At 66.2% G+C, this 19,981-nt stretch carries 18 protein-coding genes; 6 read left to right on the top strand and 12 right to left on the bottom strand.

Annotated elements, in window-relative coordinates; translation table 11 throughout:
* Positions 1–99: 99 nt before the first annotated feature.
* Positions 100–468 (bottom strand): phosphomannose isomerase type II C-terminal cupin domain, encoded by a 369-nt coding sequence (locus J2X19_RS20895; protein WP_116604153.1) that lies wholly within the window; start codon positions 466–468, stop codon positions 100–102.
* Between the two features lie 281 nt (positions 469–749).
* Between J2X19_RS20895 and J2X19_RS20890 the strand changes: the two genes are divergently transcribed.
* On the top strand, positions 750–1,118 hold the full coding sequence (locus tag J2X19_RS20890) for a BON domain-containing protein (RefSeq protein WP_165830778.1): 369 nt from the start codon (positions 750–752) through the stop codon (positions 1,116–1,118).
* Between the two features lie 21 nt (positions 1,119–1,139).
* On the opposite strand, the gene J2X19_RS20885 is transcribed toward J2X19_RS20890, so the two are convergent.
* Positions 1,140–1,871, bottom strand: coding sequence for a response regulator (locus J2X19_RS20885; protein WP_092762243.1), 732 nt, complete (start codon positions 1,869–1,871; stop codon positions 1,140–1,142).
* Positions 1,872–1,937: 66 nt separating this feature from the next.
* On the opposite strand from J2X19_RS20885, the gene J2X19_RS20880 reads away from it, so the two are divergent.
* From J2X19_RS20880 to J2X19_RS20870, 3 genes are all read left to right on the top strand, one after another.
* Positions 1,938–4,016, top strand: a complete 2,079-nt coding sequence (locus tag J2X19_RS20880; RefSeq protein WP_310376176.1) for a sensor histidine kinase — start codon at positions 1,938–1,940, stop codon at positions 4,014–4,016.
* A gap of 155 nt (positions 4,017–4,171) precedes the next feature.
* A complete protein-coding gene (locus J2X19_RS20875; protein WP_310376174.1) occupies positions 4,172–4,624 on the top strand; it encodes a hypothetical protein in 453 nt (150 codons plus the stop codon).
* A gap of 28 nt (positions 4,625–4,652) precedes the next feature.
* Entirely contained in the window at positions 4,653–5,045 is a 393-nt protein-coding gene (locus tag J2X19_RS20870) for a hypothetical protein (protein ID WP_116604157.1), read from the top strand.
* Between the two features lie 86 nt (positions 5,046–5,131).
* Here J2X19_RS20870 and J2X19_RS20865 read toward each other — a convergent pair whose 3' ends face one another.
* The 4 genes from J2X19_RS20865 to J2X19_RS20850 form a co-directional block, all read right to left on the bottom strand.
* Entirely contained in the window at positions 5,132–6,349 is a 1,218-nt protein-coding gene (locus tag J2X19_RS20865) for a M20 aminoacylase family protein (RefSeq protein WP_116604158.1), read from the bottom strand.
* A gap of 61 nt (positions 6,350–6,410) precedes the next feature.
* A complete protein-coding gene (locus J2X19_RS20860; protein WP_310376170.1) occupies positions 6,411–9,284 on the bottom strand; it encodes a C1 family peptidase in 2,874 nt (957 codons plus the stop codon).
* A gap of 99 nt (positions 9,285–9,383) precedes the next feature.
* On the bottom strand, positions 9,384–10,649 hold the full coding sequence (locus tag J2X19_RS20855; protein WP_310376167.1) for a c-type cytochrome: 1,266 nt from the start codon (positions 10,647–10,649) through the stop codon (positions 9,384–9,386).
* On the bottom strand, positions 10,646–11,353 hold the full coding sequence (locus tag J2X19_RS20850; protein ID WP_405048708.1) for a c-type cytochrome: 708 nt from the start codon (positions 11,351–11,353) through the stop codon (positions 10,646–10,648). Before J2X19_RS20850 ends, J2X19_RS20855 begins: the two co-directional genes overlap by 4 nt.
* Positions 11,354–11,463: 110 nt before the next feature.
* Between J2X19_RS20850 and J2X19_RS20845 the strand changes: the two genes are divergently transcribed.
* Positions 11,464–12,894 carry an aminotransferase-like domain-containing protein gene (locus tag J2X19_RS20845; RefSeq protein ID WP_310376165.1) on the top strand — a complete coding sequence of 477 codons (1,431 nt, stop codon included), beginning with the start codon at positions 11,464–11,466 and terminating at the stop codon, positions 12,892–12,894.
* Positions 12,895–13,027: 133 nt separating this feature from the next.
* On the top strand, positions 13,028–13,444 hold the full coding sequence (locus J2X19_RS20840) for a hypothetical protein (protein WP_310376163.1): 417 nt from the start codon (positions 13,028–13,030) through the stop codon (positions 13,442–13,444).
* A 42-nt stretch (positions 13,445–13,486) separates the two neighbouring features.
* On the opposite strand, the gene phbB is transcribed toward J2X19_RS20840, so the two are convergent.
* The 6 genes from phbB to J2X19_RS20805 all read right to left on the bottom strand — a co-directional run bounded on the left by phbB (position 13,487) and on the right by J2X19_RS20805 (position 19,908).
* Positions 13,487–14,224, bottom strand: coding sequence for an acetoacetyl-CoA reductase (gene phbB, locus J2X19_RS20835; protein ID WP_310376161.1), 738 nt, complete (start codon positions 14,222–14,224; stop codon positions 13,487–13,489).
* Between the two features lie 179 nt (positions 14,225–14,403).
* Positions 14,404–15,582: an acetyl-CoA C-acetyltransferase gene (locus J2X19_RS20830; RefSeq protein WP_310376159.1), complete on the bottom strand. Its 1,179-nt coding sequence runs from the start codon at positions 15,580–15,582 to the stop codon at positions 14,404–14,406.
* A gap of 106 nt (positions 15,583–15,688) precedes the next feature.
* Positions 15,689–17,407 (bottom strand): class I poly(R)-hydroxyalkanoic acid synthase, encoded by a 1,719-nt coding sequence (phaC, locus tag J2X19_RS20825; protein ID WP_310376157.1) that lies wholly within the window; start codon positions 17,405–17,407, stop codon positions 15,689–15,691.
* 292 nt (positions 17,408–17,699) lie between these two features.
* On the bottom strand, positions 17,700–18,497 hold the full coding sequence (gene pgeF / locus J2X19_RS20815) for a peptidoglycan editing factor PgeF (RefSeq protein WP_405048707.1): 798 nt from the start codon (positions 18,495–18,497) through the stop codon (positions 17,700–17,702).
* A 2-nt stretch (positions 18,498–18,499) separates the two neighbouring features.
* Positions 18,500–18,997 carry a flavin reductase family protein gene (locus J2X19_RS20810; RefSeq protein ID WP_310376151.1) on the bottom strand — a complete coding sequence of 166 codons (498 nt, stop codon included), beginning with the start codon at positions 18,995–18,997 and terminating at the stop codon, positions 18,500–18,502.
* Positions 18,994–19,908: an aldo/keto reductase gene (locus J2X19_RS20805; protein WP_310376148.1), complete on the bottom strand. Its 915-nt coding sequence runs from the start codon at positions 19,906–19,908 to the stop codon at positions 18,994–18,996. Before J2X19_RS20805 ends, J2X19_RS20810 begins: the two co-directional genes overlap by 4 nt.
* Positions 19,909–19,981 lie beyond the last annotated feature (73 nt).

Here is a 19,981-nt window from a genome sequence, read left to right as displayed (position 1 = left end):
CCAGAGATACCGTGGAACCGGCTTCGCCGGGCCACTGGTATCGCCCCCTGCAAGGGGGTTGGCGTAGCGACACGAAGTGCGCGCAGCCTGGGGGTGTACTTACTCCCTGCCGTAGTCGTCTTGTAATCTCACGATGTCGTCTTCGCCCAGGTAGCTGCCGTACTGTACTTCCATGATTTCCACCGGCGAGCTGGTCTTGTTGGCCAGGCGGTGCACTTCGCCGATGGCAATGTCCACATGCTGGCCGGGGCTGAGTTCCAGCACCTTGTCGCCCACCGTGACGATGGCGGTGCCGATCACCACCACCCAGTGTTCGGCCCGCTGGTGGTGCTTCTGCAGGCTCAACTGCTGGCCGGGGTGCACGCCGATGCGCTTGACCTTGTGGCCCGGCGCCTCGTGCATGTTTTCATACCAGCCCCAGGGGCGTTCGGTGCGTTCGATGGAGACGGTGCGGGTGCTGGTGTTCATGGTGTGCAGGTTCCTGGAAAAGAGGGTACGCGAGGCTTGGCAAATGATAACCCGCAGGCTGTTTGCCCGCCTGGGCCACGCTGCGGAAATTTGAAACAAAAATCCTTGCAGTGCACAAGCTGCGTGCACTAGCAGCTACTATATTAATAGCAAAATCAGCGCAAAGTTACCCGCGGGTTACAGATGTCATAGAGCAGGCTTGGGCCGTCATACCGGTGCACCAGGGCGGCGCGAAGATCACCCCATCGCGCCACATGGGCGCAACCCACAAGGAGCTTTTTATGACACCCCGCATTTCCCGTATCGCCGCTGGCGCCCTGCTCGCTCTCGCCGCCGGCCCTTTCCTGATGTCCTCCAGCGTGGCGGCCACGGACACAGCCAGCATCGTAGCCAGCGCCGCCCCGACCAGCAACGCGCCCTCCAATGACAAGGCCCTGGCCGCAGCCGTGGCCGACGCACTCGGCAAGTCGCTGGGCGACAGCACGGTGAAGAACGTGAAAGTACTGGCCGACGACGGTGCCATCACCCTCAGCGGCTGGATCAATTCCCCGATCCAGGAGTCGCAGGCACGCAAGATCGCCAGCAATGTGCCCGGCACCACCAAGGTCCACAGCCGCCTGCGCATGTGGTCGACCAGCACCTCCGATTAAGCCGGCGGCCGGCCGATGGCTTCAGTACAGGGTTTCGACCTCGCTGGCCAGCAGATAGCCGGCACCGCGCTCGGTCAGGATCAGCGCCGGGTTGGCCGAGTCCACCTCGACCTTCAGCCGCAGACGGCGGATTTGCACGTCGATGGTGCGGTCGTAGACCTCGGCCTCGTGCAGGCGCGACATCGACAGCAGTTGGTCGCGCGACAGCACCCGGCGCGGCGCCCGGCACATCGCACCCAGCAGGCTGAACTCGCCGTTCGACAGCTCCACCGATTCGCCGGTCGGCGACACCAGGCGGCGGGTCCGCAGGTTCAGCTCCCAGCCCGAGAAGCGGAACGCACGCCGGCTGTTGTCACGCTCGGGCAGCGTGGCCTGCACCTGGTAGCGGCGCAGCACGGCACGCACCCGGGCCAGCAGCTCGCGCGGGCTGAACGGTTTGGTCACATAGTCGTCGGCGCCCAGTTCCAGGCCCATCACGCGGTCGGCCTCTTCGTTGCGGCCGGTCAGGAAGATGATGGGCACGGCCGCCCGCTCGCGCAAGGTGCGGGCCAGCTGCATGCCGTCTTCGCCGGGCAGCTTCAGGTCCAGCAGCACCAGGTCGATGGCTTCGCGGTCTACCAGCTCGAACAGCTCGCGGCCGGAGCCACCGGCGCTGACCCGCAGGTCGTTATTGCCCAGGTATTCAACCACCAGCTCACGGATACTGGGGTCGTCGTCGATCACTAGAATGTGCGGGGCGGTGGTAGTGTTCATGGATTCATGTTCTAGCTAAGTCGCAAAGTATCGGCGATAGCCAACGGCACACGCAACAGGGGAAGTATGCAAGGCATTTTGCGCAAGCGCTGGGCTACCGTGCCGCGGCTGTGGGCGGTGGGTCTGGGCCTGGGTCTGTCCCTGGTGGTGACCGCCGTGGTGGCGCTCTGGCATTTGCGCGGCGAAACCATCGACAGCCAGGCACGCGAACTCAGCCTGCTGTCGCTGGCGCTGACCGACGAGATCCACCGCGAGCTGCGCGGCATGAACGCCGGCCTGCACGCCATGCAGGTCGAGCTGGAAGAAGGCAGCCTGCCGACTACCGGCACCGCCGCCGAGCGCGCGCTGCGCACCCGTACCGAACTGATGTCCATGGTCGACTCGCTGTCCCTGGTGGACCGCAACAACCGGCTGCTGGCCGCATCCGTCCCCAGCGCCTTGCCCGACCCGGCCTCGTTCTCTCCTGGGCTCAACCAGTTGGACGAAGACGCGGTAGCCGTCAGCCGGCCGTTCGCCGACCCACGCAGCCACACCATGCTGGTGACCATGGCCGTGCCCTTCACCCGGCCGCTGGACGGCTCGGGTGGCTGGATCTTTGCCACCATGCCGGCCGAAGCCTTGCTGGGCGCTTTCTCGGTCGCCTCGCCCGCGGCGGATGCCCGCATGGCCGTATTCCGGCGCGATGGCGTGCTGCTGGTCGGCGGCGTGGTCAACAAAGCCCGCTGGGACGAGGCCACCATTGCCAAGCGCCTGGCCACCCAGCGCAGTACCGAGCTGCGCCAATTGCCCGACGGCACAGAACGCCTGGTGGCCTTGCACAGCCTGGAGCGCTACGGCCTGGAAGTGGTGCTGACCCGCGACCTCGACGTGATGCTGGTGTCCTGGCGCGAAGCCGCCCAGCTGACCGCCGTCGGCCTGGTGCTGCTGCTGGTGGTACTGGCCGCCTCGGTACACCTGGTGCATGGCGCCAACCAGCGCCGCGCCACCGCCCAGGCGGCGCTGCAAACCCAGCTGTCGCGCGCCAACAAGCTGGAATCGCTGGGCGAGCTGGCCGGCGGCGTGGCGCATGATTTCAACAACGTGCTGGCGGCCATCGTCGGCTTTGGCGAAATGGCGCAGGACGCCGCCGCCCCCGGCAGTGCCCAGGCCCGTCACCTCGACAAGGTGCTGCAAGCCGCGCTGCGCGGCAAGGCGCTGGTGGAGCGGATCCTGTCGTTCGGCCGCGGCGGCGGCTGCGCGTCCACGGTGTTCGAGCTGGAGCCCATCGTGGCCGAGGTGCTGACCTTGCTGGCCGCCACCCTGCGCCCCGGTGTGGTGCTGGAGCGCGGGCTGGAAGCCCATGGCGCGCTGCTGCGCGGCGACCCGACCCAGGCCTTCGAGGCGGTGATGAACCTGTGTACCAATGCTATGCAGGCCATGCCCCAGGGCGGCATGGTCGGCGTGCAACTGGTGCGCGAACAGGTGCCGGCGCTGCGGGTGCTGTCGCACACCCAGCTGCTGCCCGGCCCCTACCTGGTGCTGAGTGTCACCGACCGCGGCACCGGCATCACGCCCGAGGTGATGGAGCGGCTGTTCGAGCCCTTCTTCACCACCCGCGGCGCGCATGCGGGCACCGGCCTGGGCCTGGCCGTGGTGCACGGCGTGGTGGCCGAATTCGGCGGCGCCATCGACGTACAAAGCAAGCCCGGCCAGGGCGCGCGCTTCACCCTGTACTTCCCGGAATGCACCGATGCGCCAGATGCGGCCAAGGCCGGCGCCGCACTGGCCTCTGTCGGTGGCGGCCAGACCCTGCTGGTGGTCGACGACGAACCCACCCTGGTGGCCCTGGCCGAAGAGATGTTCAGCAGCATGGGCTACCAGCCGGTTGGCTACACCGACCCGATCGCCGCGCTGCAGGCCTTGCGCGACGAACCCCAGCGCTTTGCCGCGGTGGTGACCGACGAGGTCATGCCCGGCATGACCGGCATCCAGCTGACCGAGGCGATCCGCCAGCTGACGCCCACGCTGCCTATCCTGATGGTCAGCGGCTACGGCGGCGCCTCGCTGGCCCAGCGGGCGGCCAGCGCCGGGGTCTCCAAGCTGCTCACCAAGCCCATGCAGCGCGCCGACTTGGCGCGGGCACTGGCGCTGCTGCTGCCTTCGTAATATTACAAATGCAACACAAGCTAGACCTGGTAGACATACTGTTGCCGCCCCGCAGGGTGCAAAATTGTTCTCGGCAACGCGTGTACCCACAGCTGCCGAGGAACAATAAAAACCACCAGCGCCTTGGGCGGGTGGCCATAACCAGGACGACAGTCATGCAACCCAACCGCCATGCTTTAGCAGCCGCATTCCCAGAACCGGGTGAATCCGTGTCGGACGACCGCATCGCCCAACTGGTGGGCCAGGTGTACGCGGCCGGCCCGGCGGCTGAACAAAGCCGCTTGCTCGAGCATTTGCTGCGCCCGCTGGGCGTGCTGTCGCTGGTCGCCGTGGCCAACGGCATCTTCGCCCAGTTCCGCCTGCGCAGCGGCTGGCAGGACCTGCAGGTGCGCATGGAAGACGCGCAAAGCGTCAGCCCCAGCGACGTGGTCGCCCTGGTCCACCATGTGCAACAGGTACAGGTAGAGGCTGTGGATGGCCTGGTGAAAATTCTCAGCAACTCGCCGGTGATGGCAGGTTCGGCGGCGACTGCGCTGCTGGTGACGGTGCTGGTCAAACGCGCCCGCAACCGCCGCGCCAATGACAGCAGCGACTCGATCGCAGCCTAAGCCGAACCGCATACAGGCCGATCCGCCCATGCCCCACATGTCCAACGCTTTGCCCACCGCGCCCTCGCAAGATGTACCTGCCGCCGAAGCCCGCTTGCTGATCCATGCCACGGCCAACCCTGCGGGCAGCGGCAAGTACCTGACCCATACCCTGCAATGGCTGCGCGGCCTGTACCCCGCGGCCGAAACTCAGCGCCCCGAACCCAACGCCGTGCTGCGGCTGGAGATCGACGACCTGCAAGGCCGCCGGGTTTTCAGCCAGGACGCGGCCGGGCCGCTAGTGGAGCTGAACCTGCCAGAAGGCACCTACAACGTCACGGCGATACACGGCCATGTCTGCCGCGGCTACACCCTGACCCTGGAACCCGGCAAGTCGTTTGACCTGTACCTGTGCCCGTCGCTGAAGTCAGGCTGCCGCTGATCCACGCCAGCAGGTATTCAAGAAAAACTCGGCTCTGGCGCATATTCCATCAGCGCTAGCAGCTACTAATTTGATAGCAAACCGACTCAAGCCAAGGGCATGAACTGCTCGGCCAGGCTGGCGTGCATGGCCGCGCCCAGCGGCAGGATGGCGTCGTTGAAGTCATAACGGCTGTTGTGCAGCGCGCAGCTGCCCGGGCCGTTCTCGGTGCCCTGCCCGATGCGCATGTAGGCGCCGGGCTTGACCTGCAGCATGAACGAGAAATCTTCCGAGCCCATGCTCGGGTCCAGGTCGCGCACCACCTGGGATGCGCCGACGATGGACTCGGCCACCCGCATGGTGAACAAGGCCTCGGTGCTGGAATTGATGGTCGGCGGGTACAGGCGCTCGTATTTCACCGAGGCTGTGGCGCCAAAGCCCAGGGCTACCGCGCTGCACAGCTCGGTGATACGGCGCTCGATCAGGTCTTGCACCGAAGGGTTGAAGGTGCGCACCGTGCCGACCAGCGTAGCCTTGCTGGGCACCACGCTCATCGCGCCCAGGTCGCCGGTCTGCACCGCGCAGATGCTGACCACGCCGCTGTCGATCGCGCGGATGTTGCGCGACACCACGCTTTGCAGCGCCGTGATGGTGTGGGCTGCCACCAGTACCGGGTCGATGTTCTGGTAGGGGTGCGCACCATGGCCACCGCGGCCGGTGATCTCGATGGTCACGCGGTCAGAGGCGGCCATCATGGCGCCCGAGTTCAGCGCAATCGTTCCCGGCCGCATGTGTGGCCAGTTGTGCATGGCGAACACCGCCTGCACCGGAAAGCGCTCGAACAGGCCGTCGTCGATCATGGCCTTGGCGCCCGCGTAACCTTCTTCGCCGGGCTGGAAGATCAGCGCCACCGTGCCGTCGAAGTTGCGGGTTTCGGCCAGGTAGCGGGCCGCGCCGACCAGCATCGCCGTATGGCCATCATGGCCGCAGCCGTGCATCAGGCCGCCCTTGGCCGACTTCCAGGCAAAGTCATTCATCTCGGTCATGGGCAGCGCATCCATGTCGGCGCGCAGGCCGACCATCTTGCCGCTGTGGTTGCTGCGCCCGCGGATGATGCCCACCACCCCGGTCTTGCCGATGTTGGTGTGCACCTCGTCCACGCCGCAGAGCTCCAGCGCCTGGGCCACCCGCGCGGCGGTATAGACCTCTTCGTAGCCCAGCTCGGGGTGGGCATGCAGGTCGCGGCGCAAGGCCGTCAATTCGGGATGGAACTTGGCGATGTGCGCAAACGCGCGGCCGTTGGCCTGGAGAGTAGGAGCATTCATGGCACCACTGTACTTGCTCTGCAAAGACCTGGGTACCGGACAGGATGCCGTCTATCCCGTTCTAAAACCCGCGCAAATCATCCACCACTTGCACCAGCGGGCCGCGCAGCACCAAGCCCAGGGTCTGGGTCATCACCGCCAGGTCGTTGTCGAAGGCGCCGTGGCTGGCCTTGATCTGGCGGTCGGGCAGCGCGGTCAACACCGCGTCCTGGTCCAGCACCTGCAGGCGCCCTGTGTCCAGGCCGGCCTTGGCCACGGCGCGGCGCCAGTCCTTCAGCGCATCGCCCGTGCTGGAGCCGCCGTCCCAGCCGTCGTAGCGCTCGTTGTAGACATTGGCCATGCCCAGAATCGGCGTGCGCAAATCCACCTCCAATGCGTTCGACACAAAGTACAGCAGCGACTTGCGGTAGACAGCCGCCACGGTATCGTTGCGCTCCACCCGGTCGGACAGCACCTGCAGGTGCAGGCGGGCCATCACCTCGGGGTCCATCGCGTAATGCTTGTTGGCAAAGGCCACGGTGCAGGCCGGCGCATACAGGTGGATGGAGGTGACGGCAGCGGTCGGCACGCCACGCCGCGCCAGCGTGCTGAGCAGATGGCCGAGGATGATGGAGCCCGCCGAGTGGCCGACCAGGTGGATCTCCAGCTTGTTGCCCCAGGTGGCCATGAGCTTTTCCAGCGCCTTGATCAGCAGCTCGCCGCCACGCCCAGAGTTGAAGGCCAGTTCGGCGTTTTCCTTCATCTCGCTCCAGATCGGCCGGGCCAACGGCCGGCCTATGGTTTTCTCGATCGCCAGGTCGGTCTTGTCGGCGATCCATTCGGCCACCCCGCCGGCCAGCGCCGGCTGCTTGTGGAAGGCGTCGCTGATGATGCCGCGCAGCGACTCCATCAGGCCGGTCTTCCAGACCAGGAACAGCGGGTAGCAGTCGTTGCCTTCGAAATGCCGGCCCATGGCCCGGGCGCGCTGGATCGCGTCGTTCTCGCTGTTCAGTCCGCCGTGGGCGTAGATCACCAGGCGCTTGACGGCGCCGCTGGCCGGGCCGCGGAACCACTGGTCGGGCAGGTCGCAGACCTGGTGGCCCAGGGTGCGGCTGAGTTCGTCTTCGGTCAGGTAGCGCTTGACCCGGCCGTCGTTGCCCAGCACCACGCTGTGCTGGTAGGCCTGGTCCTCGCTCCACCACAGGCCGGTGTTGGCGCCACCCGCCACCGCCTGGGCCTGCGAGGCCACCACGCTGACGCGGCCCACCACCACGCCGGGCACGCCCATGGCCACCACCCAGGCGTCCATGCCATTGGCCAGCCAGTCGGCATAGCTGAGCACGGCAAAGCCGCCCACGCCGAAGTCGGTGCCCCAGGAGTTCTGCAACACAAAGCCCTGGGTGTTGAAGCCCACCAGCGCGAACGCATGGCCATCGGTTTCCGACGGCCGGCCGTCGAACGGGATCAGCGGGATCTGGGCATGGCCGGCCGGCGCCTTCTTCTGCCGGGGCAGCTGGTGCCAGCCCTCGTGGGTAAAGGCCGACACATACACCGCACCCACCGCCTGGATCGCCGCCTGCAGGTCGGTGATGCATTTCAGGTCGATCCGGTAGTACACACCCAGCGTGTGGTTGGTGGCGTTGCGCGCATAGCCGTAACGCGGCTGGGGCTGGCTGTAGGGCCAGTCATCGTCCAGGCAGACGCCATGGTTGAACCAGCCCTTGAGCGCACCCCTGCAGCTGGAGCCGCTATAGTTTTCGCCGTCGTACTCGTCGTAGCGGCGGGCAAAGTTGTACAGCATGCGCGGGCTCACCGAGGCCATCTTGGCGGGCCCGCCGGCCTTGTACCAGCGCAGGTAGTTGACTACGCAGGCCAGGCCAAAGCCGGTGCATGCGCCCTCGCTGCCCTGGTCCAGGATCAGCCCTGCCTGGGTGTAGGCGGGCAGGAACTTCTGGATGTCGGCGTCCGACGGAAACGCATCGGCCAGGCCCAGCGGCGGCGGCTGGTAGTGCCGGTCGTTCAAGTCGGTCGGGTCTTTGCGCACCGTCAGCTGGCGCTCTACCGGCGCAGATTTTGCGGCCGCTTTCTTGGTACTTGGCTTGGCTGTTTTTGCCTTGCCTTTGGCCGCGCCCACCCGCGGAACCACCGGATTGGCCGGCCACACGCCGTCGGCCAGGCGGAACACATCGCGGAAGCGGTCCAGCCCGTGCGATCCGCCATTCACCAGCTTGCGTGCCGCCGCATAGCCACCGCTGGCCAGGGCTTCGCGCATGGCGTCCTGGCGGTCGGCCAGGAAGGTGGCCAACAGCAGGGCCGCCACCTCGGGCGCGTTCGCCAGGTCGGCATTACCGGCCAGGTCGATCTCCAGCTGCTTGCCATAGGTTTCGTAGTTGAAGCGGCCGGTCAGCTGCACAAAGCCGCGGCCCTTGAAGCGCGCGCCGTCACCGGGTTTGGTATTGCCCAGGCTCTTGCGGCCGTCGTACAGGCCGAACGGCGGGCCACCGGGGGCGGTATTGAACTGCGACTGGAATTCGGAGATCGGCAAAAAGCCTTCGGTCTCGGCGCGGATGCTGCCCAAGGCGGCGCAAATCATGGGCCGGTCGGTCAGGCCCAGGGCGCCCAGCGCGGCCGCCACATAGGGCAGGTAGCGCGCGATATTCGCCGGCTTGGTGGCGGGGAACAGCTTGCGCACCGTGTCCACGCTCAGCAGCACCTCCATGGCCGGCTCGGCACGCAGGCCCAGCAGCTGCTGGCAGTACGGCCCGACCACCCCGTCGGCCACCAGGCCCACACCCGACTGCCAACGCCGGGCCGCAGCCTCTGCATCGGCATCCAGCTGGTCGCCCTGGGCCAGGTTCGGAAAGGCCTGGGCATCGGCCCCCAGTTTCGCCACCAGCGCTTTGCGCAGCCGCTGAACCTCTGGGCCTTGCGAGCCCCGAACCAGAAGAATGCCCATGGTGTGCTCCTCGTGATTTTTTCCCGACGAGCATGGATTGTGGACAATTCAAACCAAAAGTACATCATTCATTTGAGGTATGCGCTTTTCTCCCTCCTTTTAGTTGGCGCGCAATCGGTTGACGTCCAGTTCGGTCACCGCGCCCGCCTGGTTGCCCCAGGCGCTGCGGATATGTGTGAGCACTGCGGCGATATCGGCATCGTTCAGCACCAGCACATAGGGCGGCATGCCAAAGGGCCGCGGGTTGCCCGCCGTGGCCGGTGCGTAGCCGCCGTTGAGCACGGTCTGCACCAGGTTTGCGGTGTTGGCCATGGTGACCGCGCGGTTGCCGGCCAGCGCCGGGTAAGCGCCGGCCACGCCCTGGCCCTGGGCGCCATGGCATTGCACGCAGTGCTTGTCGTACAGCTGGGCGCCGCGCTCGGCCACGCGGGCCGGCGTGGGCGGCAGATCGCGCGCCGGCACTTTGGCATCGGACTGGGGCAAGGCCTGCAGATAGGTAGTGGCGGCAGCCAGGTCCGCAGGCGACCAATGCTGGGTGCTCTGGCGTACCACCTCGGCCATCGGGCCCAGCACCGTCGCCCCCGGTGCCACGCCGGTTTGCAGCAGGCGCACCACGTCGTTCCGCGGCCAGCCAGCAACACCGGCTTCGTGCGGCGAGGTCAAGGCGGGCGCGTACCAGTTCTGCATCGGGATCAGACCACCCGCCAGGTCCAGCTGGTCGTCGCTGGCGCCCAGCGCATTGCGCGCGGTATGGCAGGCGCCGCAGTGGCCGAGGCCACGCACCAGGTAGGCACCGCGGTTCCATTCGGCCGACTGCTGCGGCTCGGGCTGCAACACACCGGGCTGGAAGTACAGCGCGCGCCATACCGCCAACGCCGGCTGCGTGCTGAAAGGCCAGCGCAGTGCATGGGGCGTGGCGGCCTGGGCGGTGGCCGGCAGGCTGCGCAAATAGGCGTACAGCGCATCCGAATCGGCGCGCGTGACAGCGGTATAGCTGGTGTAGGGAAAGGCCGGGTACAGCAGGCGGCCGTCTTTGGAACGGCCGTTGTGCAGCGCGCGCCAGAACTCGGCCGGCGACCAGCTGCCAATGCCGGTCTGCGCATCGGGCGTGAGATTGCTGCTGTAGACCGTGCCGAACGGCGTATCGATGCCGCGCCCGCCCGCATACGGTGTGCCGCCGCGGGTGGTGTGGCAGGCCGCGCAGTTGCCGACGCGGGCCAGGTAGGCGCCGCGCGCCAGCAGCTCGGGGGTGGCGGCGACCACGGGCGCAGGCGCCGACAGATCGGCCTCGTCGCGCAGGTTCAGATGCCAGACCAGGGCCGCTAAACCTAAGACGGCCAGCAAGGCGAAAGCTATCTTTTTCATGGTGCGCTACCGCAAGCGATGGCCTGGGCTCCGGGCAGCAGGGCCGGCAGCGCCGTGACCGGATGCGGGTTGGCGGGCAGCGGCTGGGCCGCCAGCCAGGCGGTGGCGGCAGACACGTCTTCGGGGCTCAGCTGACGCGCCACGGTGGCCATGCAGTCGGGCGCGTGGGCGCGGCGCTGGCCGGTGCGCCAGGCGCCGAGCTGGGCGTTCAGGTAGTCGCGTGGCAGGCCCAGCAGACCGGGGATATTCGGCGCCACGCCGGTCAGCGTCGCGCCATGGCACTGGGCGCAGGCCGGGATCCGCCGCGCCGCATCGCCCTGGGTCACCAGCTGCTGGCCGCGGCGCAGCACCTGGGCGGGCGCGCTGCCCGGCTGGGGCGCGGGATACGGCAGGTCCAGCTGCGCAAAGTACTGAGCGATCTCCAGCAGATAGGCGTCGCTCAGCGGATCGACCATCTGCGTCATCAGCCCGTAGTGGCGCCGGTTGTCGCGGAAGTTCAGCAGCTGGTGGTACAGGTAGCCGGCCGGCTTGCCGGCGATGCGCGGGTAGTAGCCATCGCTGGCGGCCCGGCCCTCCTTGCCATGGCAGGCGGTGCAGGCCAGGGTGCGCTGGGCGATGCTGTCTTCAAACACGGGCGGCGCGGCCTGGCTGGCAGCGGCAGCCAGCAGGAACGGCAGGACAAGAGAGCGCAGAGTGGTTTTCACGATGGCCAAATCATGCCGGACTTGGGCCCGCAAGGTAAGCAGCAGTTGGCATTTAAAAAACCATACCAGATGCCAAAAATGCAAAAATCTACGGCTCAGTTGGAGCACGCATGAAACGTTACGAACAGCTGGCCGAGCTGCTAGCGGCCGACATCCGCTCAGGCCAGCGCGCGCCCGGCAGCCGGCTGCCGTCGATCCGCACGCTGACGGCGCAGCACGGCATCAGCCCGTCTACCGCCTTCCAGGCCTATTACCGGCTGGAAGAAAAAGGCCTGGTGCGGGCGCGCCAGCGCTCGGGCTACTACGTGACCGGCGCCGTGGCGCTACCGCCCATGGCGACCGCCCGCGCCGCGCCCGCCCCGGCGCGGGTGGCGGCCAAGGTGGACATCAGCGAACTGGTTTTTTCCGTGCTGGGTGCGGCCCAGCAACGCGACATCGCGCCGCTGGGCTCGGCCTTTCCGTCGCCTGAACTGTTCCCGCTGCCGCGCCTGGCCAAATCGCTGGCGGCCAGCGCGCGCCGCGCCCAGCCCTGGGAATCGGTGCAGCACATGCCCCGAGGCAGCGCCAGCCTGCGCCAGCAGATTGCCCTGCGCTATCTGGGCATGGGCATGGCCCAGCCGGCCGAAGAACTGGTCGTAACCAGCGGTGCACTGGAGGCGCTGAACCTGTGCCTGAGCGCGGTGGCCCAGCCCGGCGACCTGATTGCGGTGGAGTCGCCGGGCTTTTACGCCAGCCTGCAGGCGCTGGAGCGGCTGAAGATGCGGGCGCTGGAAATCCCGGTGCACCCCCAGCACGGCCTGGACCTGGACGCGCTGGAGCAGGCTTTGAAGCGCCACCCGGTGAAAGCCTGCTGGTTCATGACCAGCTTCCAGAACCCCACAGGCGCCAGCCTGTCCGCAGCCAGCAAGGAACGCCTGGTAGCGCTGCTGGCCAGCCGCCAGATCCCGCTGATCGAAGACGATGTGTATGGCGAGCTGTACTTCGGCAGCCAGGCGCCGCTGCCCGCCAAGGCCTTTGACCGCCAGGGCCTGGTGATGCACTGCAGCTCGTTCAGCAAAACCCTGGCGCCCGGCTACCGTGTGGGCTGGGTGGCACCCGGCCGCTTCGGCCCGGCCATAGAACGCCTGAAGCTGATGACCACCCTCAGCGCCAGCCAGCCGGCCCAGGCCGCGCTGGCCGACTACCTGCAGCACGGCGGTTACGACAAGCATCTGCGTCGGCTGCGCCATACCCTGGAATCGCAGCAGGCCCACCTGGTGGCTGCGCTGGGCCGCCACTTCCCGGCCGGCATCAAGGTGGTGCAGCCCAGCGGCGGCTATTTTTTGTGGGTGGAATTTGCGCTAGGCTTCGACACCCTGGCGCTGCACCAGCAGGCCCTGGCCCAAGGCATCAGCATCGCGCCAGGGCCGATGTTCTCGGCCCGCCAGGGCTGGCGCCACAGCATCCGGCTCAACTACGGCCATCCATGGAGCACACCACTGGAAGCCGCCATGGCCACCTTGGGTCAGCTGGCCAAGGATTTATATAGAAAAGGCCTGTAGCGCATATTCTGATTGCGCAATTAGCTCTTAAAAATATAGCAAATCGAGTACCACGAAAGCTGTGTGCGGCAGCGCACAGTCCACCGCCGCGGCGCAGTGCATATTCGTATCTGTGTTACCCAAGGACTCCCGCATGCCATTCCATCGATTCCCCCAATATTGCAGCCTGCTGGCAGCCAGCCTATGGGCCGCCAGCGCCCTGGCCGCCGACCCCGCAGCATCGGCCGCGGCCCAAGCCCAGTACCAGCGCGAGATGGCGGTGTGCAACAACGGCAGCTCGAACCAGAACGCCGCCACCTGCCGGATCGAGGCCGAACGCGCATTGGCCGAAGCCCGCCGCGGCGATCTGACGGCCGCACCCGGCCAGTACGACAAGAATGCTGTGCAGCGCTGCGACGCCTTCCAGGGTGCGGACCGCATCGCCTGCGAAGCCCGCATGCGCGCCCCCACCAGCGTGGAAGGCAGCGCGCAAAGCGGCGGCGTGCTGCGCGAGAGCGTGACCATCGTGCCGGTGCCGGCTGTGCCTGCCACGCCTGCATCCCAGCCATAAAAAAACCCGCCGAAGCGGGTTTTTGCAGCAGCCCAGGAGCGATCAGCCCATGTGCAGACCACCGTTGACCGAGAAGTCGGCGCCGGTAGCGTAGCCACCTTCTTCCGACGCCAACCAGGCGATGATGGAGGCGATTTCGCTGGGCTTGCCCAGGCGTTTGACGGGCACAGTGGCCACGATCTTGGCCAGCACGTCTTCACGGATGGCGTTGACCATGTCGGTGCCGATGTAGCCAGGGCTGACGGTGTTGACCGTCACGCCCTTGGTGGCCAGCTCTTGCGCCAGGGCCATGGAGAAACCATGCATGCCGGCTTTGGCAGCCGAGTAGTTGGTTTGGCCGGCCTGGCCTTTTTCACCGTTCACGCTACTGATGTTGATGATGCGGCCCCAGCCCTTTTCCACCATGTCGGCCACCACTTGCTTGGTGACATTGAACATGCTGTTCAGGTTGGTTTCGATCACCGAATCCCAGTCTTCGCGCGACATCTTCAGGAACATACGGTCCTTGGTGATGCCGGCGTTGTTCACCAGCACGTCGATGCTGCCGTGCTCGGCCTTGGTCTTGGTGAAGGCCTCGACGGTGGATTCCCACGCGCCGACATTGCCCACCGAAGCGTAGAAGGTAAAGCCCAGGGCCGCTTGTTCAGCGATCCACTTGGCGTGGTCGCGGGTCGGGCCGCAGCCGGCGATGACCTTGAAGCCATCCTGGTGCAGCCGCTGGCAAATGGCGGTCCCGATGCCACCCATGCCGCCGGTCACGTACGCTACTTTTTGTCCCATTTTTATCTCCTGAGTTATTGGTACACCCCCAGGCTACAGCGCAAGCGCTTTGCGCCCACCCCCTTGCAGGGGCGCATCCAGTGGCCTGGCAAAGCCAGTTCCACGGATGCTCTGGGATCGTCGCGTTCTTGCTGATGCTAAGAGGTGAATAGTTTGCTTGTTAAAAAATACGCTAAAAATTAGCGTTCGATGGTGAGTGCAACTCCCATGCCACCGCCGATGCACAGCGAGGCAATGCCCTTCTTGGCATCGCGGCGGGCCATTTCATGCAGCAAGGTCACCAGGATGCGGCAGCCAGACGCGCCGATCGGATGGCCGATGGCGATGGCGCCACCGTTGACGTTGACCTTGCTAGTGTCCCAGCCCATTTCGTTGTTCACCGCGCAGGCTTGGGCGGCAAAGGCTTCGTTGATTTCCAGCAGGTCCAGGTCCTGGGCCTTCCAGCCCGCGCGGGCCAGGGCTTTTTGCGATGCCGGCACCGGGCCCATGCCCATGTAGGCGGGGTCCAGGCCACTGGTGGCAAAGCTGGCGATACGGCCGAGCGGGGTCAGGCCCAGGGCGGCCGCTTTCTTGGCCGTCATCACCATCACGGCGGCAGCGCCGTCGTTCAGGCCGGAGGCATTGCCGGCGGTTACGCCGCCAGCCTTGTCGAAGGCGGGACGCAGGCCGGCCAGGGCTTCGGCGCTGGTCTTCTTGTTGATGAACTCATCGGCCGAGAAGACGATGGGGTCGCCCTTGCGCTGGGGAATGCTCAATGCAGCGATTTCGGCGACAAACTTGCCGGCTTCTTGCGCGGCAGCGGCCTTTTGCTGGCTGGCCAGGGCCAGTGCGTCCTGGGCTTCGCGGCTGATGCCGTATTTCTTGGCCACGTTTTCGGCGGTGATGCCCATGTGGTACTGGTTGTATACGTCCCACAGGCCGTCGATGATCATGGTGTCGGTCATCTTCCAGTCGCCCATGCGCTGGCCGTCGCGGCTGCCCATCAGCACGTGGGGCGAGGCGCTCATGTTTTCCTGGCCGCCGGCGATCACGATCTCGCTGTCGCCATAGGCTACGGCCTGGGCCGCCAGCATCACCGACTTGAGGCCGGAGCCGCAGACCGCATTGATGGTCAGGCCGGGCGTGCCTTGCTGCAAGCCGCTTTTCAACACGGCCTGGCGGGCCGGGTTCTGGCCGACGCCGGCGGCCAGCACCTGGCCCATGATGACTTCACCGATCTGCTCGGCGCTCAGGCCGCTGCGCGACAGCACCTCTTTGATGACGTGGGCACCGAGTTCGGTAGCCGGGATTTTGGCGAGGCTGCCGCCGAATTTGCCGACGGCGGTACGGGCTGCTGCAACGATGACGATGTCTTCCATTTTCTTGCTCCTGGGTGGTAGGTTTATTAGAACTCTTTGCGGTGCTCAGGCCCGTCTGCGATGCAGTGTAGGGCCTGAAAACACGGGTTTTGTTACTCAATATTACTTACGAAGCCCGCGCCTTGACGTAGCGGCCGGGTGCGGGTTCGATGGCTTTGTATTTGCCATGGCCGTAGCTGGCGGGTGCCGCCACCTGTTTGCCGCTAAAGTCTTTGAGCCAGGTCGACCAGTCGGTCCACCAGCTGCCAGGGTGCTCGGTGGCGCTGGCGATCCAGTCGTCCACCGCGGCGGGGAACTTGGCGCTGTCGCTGGTCCAGTGGCTGCGCTTCTTCTTGGCCGGGGGGTTGATCACGCCGGCGATATGGCCGGACGCGCCCATCACGAAGCGCTTCTTGCCCGGCAGATGCTGGGTGGACGCATAGGCGCCGCCAATCGGCACGATGTGGTCTTCACGCGAACCGTAGATGTAGGCCGGCATGTCCAGGTCGCGCAAGTCGACCTTTTCGCCGCAGACCACGGCCTTGCCGGGCTCGATCAGCTTGTTTTCCAGGTACGTGTTGCGCAGGTACCAGCAATAGAAGGGGCCGGGCAGATTGGTGGAGTCGCTATTCCAGTACAGCAGGTCGAACGGCGGCGGGGTCTCACCCTTCAGGTAGTTGCCCACCACGTAGTTCCACACCAGGTCGTTGGGCCGCAGAAAGCTGAAGGTGCTGGACAGGTCACCGCCCGGCAGCAGCCCGCCCTTGCCCAGCTGCTGTTCGCGGTACTTGACCATGCCCTCGTCGACAAAGATGTCGATGATTCCGGTGTCGGCAAAGTCCAGCAGCGTGGTCAGCAGGGTCAGGCTGGCGACCGGCTTCTGGCCGCGCGCCGCCAGCACCGCCACCGCCGTGCTGAGGATGGTGCCGCCCACGCAGAAGCCCAGGGCGTTAATGGTCTTGGCGCCCGTAATGTCTTGGGTTACCGCTATGGCTTTAATAGCAGCGTCTTCGATGTAGTTGTCCCAGGTCTTGCTGCCCAGCGAGGCATCGGGGTTGCGCCAGCTGACCACGAAGGTGCGGTGGCCCTGCTCTACCGCGTAGCGGATCAGCGAGTTCTCGGGCTGCAGGTCGAGGATGTAGTACTTGTTGATGCAGGGTGGCACCAGCAGGAACGGGCGCTCGTAGACCTTGGCGGTCAGCGGCTTGTATTCAATCAGCTGGAACAGCTCGTTCTCGAACACCACCGCGCCCTCGGTGGTCGCCACATTGCGGCCGACCTCGAACAGGCTTTCGTCGGTCATCGACACATGGCCTTGCTGCATGTCATGCATCAGGTTCTTCAGGCCCTTGGCAATGCTCTCGCCCTGGGTCTCCAGCGCGCGCTTTTGCGCCTCGGCGTTCATCGCCAGGAAGTTGCTGGGCGCCGACGCGGCCATCCACTGCTCGATGGCGAAGCGGATGCGCGAACGGGTCTTGTCGTCGGCCTCTACCGCATCGGCCAGGCCCATCAGGGTGCGGCTGGTCAGCAGGTAGGCGGCGGCGGTATAGGTGGTAAGCGGGTTCTCGGTCCAGGCCTCGGCGGAGAAGCGCCGGTCCTTGCGGATGGCGGCTGCGTCCACGCTCTGGTTCCACAGCGCGGCCGACTCCTGCAGGTACTGCTGCTGCAGTTCCTGCAGCTTGGTGGGAGAGAAAGAGATTTTGGGCAATGCCGCCGGACCGGCAGCGGTACCCAGATCCAGCCCCTGGATAGGCTTGACGGCCTCGGCCCAAGCCCGGGTCCAGCCGTCTCCCAGGGTTTGCTGGAATTGCTGGGCGGCTTGCGCCCAGTCTGATTCAGAATGCATAGTGGCTCCTCACAAAGCATGTTATCCAAGATAACAATACGGCTAAAAATCGCCCCCTACAGAGCACTATTTGATGTACATCGTTCCCATTGGCTGGATTTACGTGGCCCTCATGATGGCTGTCGCAGAAGCGACTAATAGTAACGGCACCGTGCTGGGTGGCGTTATGACGTTTGTACTCTATGGACTGGGTCCTGTGACACTGGTGGTTTACCTGATGGGCGCGCCCGCGCGGCGCCGCGCCATCAAGCAGCGCGAGGCCGCGGAGCATGCTGCGCAGCAGGCCGCCCAGCTAGCGGCCGAGCCAGATGCAGGCAGCCATGCGGCCGCAGACCCCGTCGCGCCGGTACGAAAAGAACCGTGACGGGTTGCTGACGGTGCACCAGTCTGGGCTGCCGTCGTTGCCATAGATGCCGCTCACGCCCAGCGCCTGCAGCCGCAAGCGCGCCAGGCCGGGCAGATCGGCCAGCCATTTGCCCGGGCCGTGCGGCACAAACAAGTCCGCAGCCTGCGGATGCTGGGACAGAAAGGCCGCCGGCACCTCGGGCCCCACCTCAAACTGCTGCGGGCCGATACACGGGCCCAGCCAAGCTATTATTTCTGTAGCTGCCAGCGCAGACCCTGCCTGCGCCAGAGCCACTATTTCCTTGTAAGTTGTCTCCAGCACGCCCTGGCCGTCTGCGCCCAGCAGGCCGCGCCAGCCCGCATGGCTGGCGGCCACCACGCTGCCGCGGCGGTCGGTGAACAGCACCGGCAGGCAGTCGGCGACCATGGCGGTACAGGCCAGGCCGGGCTGGGTGCTGATGCTGGCATCGGCGACGATGGTCTCGGCACTCGGCGCCTGCAGCCGCGCGACCACACGGCCATGCACCTGCTGCAAAAACACCGGCCGCGCCGCCAGCGCCTGGGCCAACACCTGGCGGTTGCGCTGCACATGGTCCGGCACATCGCCCACATGGTCGCCCAGGTTCATGCTGTCATACGGTGCCACCGAATGGCCACCGGCCCGGGTGGTGAACACCGCATGCACGTGGGCAGGCGCCGGCCAATCGGGCAGCAACCAGTCGCTGGGCCAGTCCATGGTGTGCATGCTCAAAACGGCGAGGTGGCCACGGCGCCGACCGCCAGCGTATCGACGGCGAACTGGCCGCGCTCGAACACCAGGCCCTTGCCGGCGCGGCTACCGTACTGGTCGACCTGGCCGATCAGGATGTCGTGGTCGCCGGCGGTCACGGCCTGCTGCAAAGTGCAGTCGAACCAGGCCAGGGCATGGACCAGCTGCAGCCGCCCGCTCTTACGCCGCGAGAACTTGGCCGACGCAAAGCGCTCGGCCTGGGTACCTCGGGCAAAAGCCTGGGCCAGTTCCTTGTGTTCGCTGCCCAGCACACTGACGGTATAGCCGCCGCCGTGCACAAAGGCTTCATGGCTGGTGGCGTTGTGCCGGATGTTCCACAGCACCAGCGCCGGGTCCAGCGACACGGCGTTGAACGAGCTGCAGGTCATGCCCCAGTCCTGCCCGTTCCAATGGGTGGTGACCAGGGTCACACCGGTGGCAAAGCAGCCGAAGGCGTCGCGCAAATCACGGCTCATGGCACCTCCACGCCAGCCGCCAGCGTGTACAGCTGGTACCAGGTCTCGCGGTCGATGTGGACCTTGAAGGCATCGCCCAGGGCCTGCACCCGGCCCAGGTCGTTGGTGCCCAGCACCGGCACGATGCGCGCCGGGTGCGCGAGCAACCAGGCCACGGCCACCGCGTCCAGGCCCACGCCGTACTGGCTGGCCAGGGCTTGCAGCACCGGGCGCACGCGCTGGGCGGCTGCGCCATCGCCAAACAGCGCGCCGCCGGCCAATGGCGACCAGGCCATGGGCGGCAATTGCTTGCGCTGCAGATAAGCCAGCTGGCCATCGGTGAACGGCTGCTGCGCCAGCAGGCTGAGTTCGATCTGGTTGGTGGCCAGCGGGGTCTGCATGGCCGACTGCAGCAACTCGCAGTCCCAGGGCTGGAAGTTGGATACGCCGACCGCGCGCACCTTGCCGGACTGCACCAGTTGGTTCAGGCAGGCGCCGGTCTCGGCCGCGTCCATGAACGGGTCGGGGCGGTGTAGCAACAGCAGGTCGATCACCTCGACGCCCAGCTTCTGCAGCGAGGCATCGACCGAGGCGCGGATGTGCGCAGCCGAGGTGTCGTAGTGTTTGACCCGGCGCTCGGGGTACTTGGACGAGGCCAGCATGATGCCGCACTTGGTGACGGTCTGCAGGCGCGCGGCCAGCGCCGGCTCGGCCTTCAGCGCGTCGCCAAACAAGGCTTCACAGGCGTAGTTGCCGTAGATGTCGGCATGGTCGAAGGTGGTGATGCCCTGGTCCAGGCAGGCGTGGATTTTGCGCAAGGTGGCCGGCACCGAGGTGTCGGCACTCTCGGCCAGGCGCCAGACGCCATAGACCAGGCGGCTGATGTCGAGGCCCGAGGTCCCCAGGGAAATACGTGGCGTGGATGGCGGCATGAACGACGGGCACCGAGCCCAAGGGTAGGTGTTTGGGGTGGATCAGAGATATGGCCAGAGGGCCGCTACACTA

The sequence above is a fragment of the Rhodoferax ferrireducens genome, assembly GCF_031458075.1.
In the GTDB taxonomy this organism is placed as follows: domain Bacteria; phylum Pseudomonadota; class Gammaproteobacteria; order Burkholderiales; family Burkholderiaceae_C; genus Rhodoferax_B; species Rhodoferax_B ferrireducens_A.
This window is presented reverse-complemented; position numbering and strand designations above follow the sequence as displayed.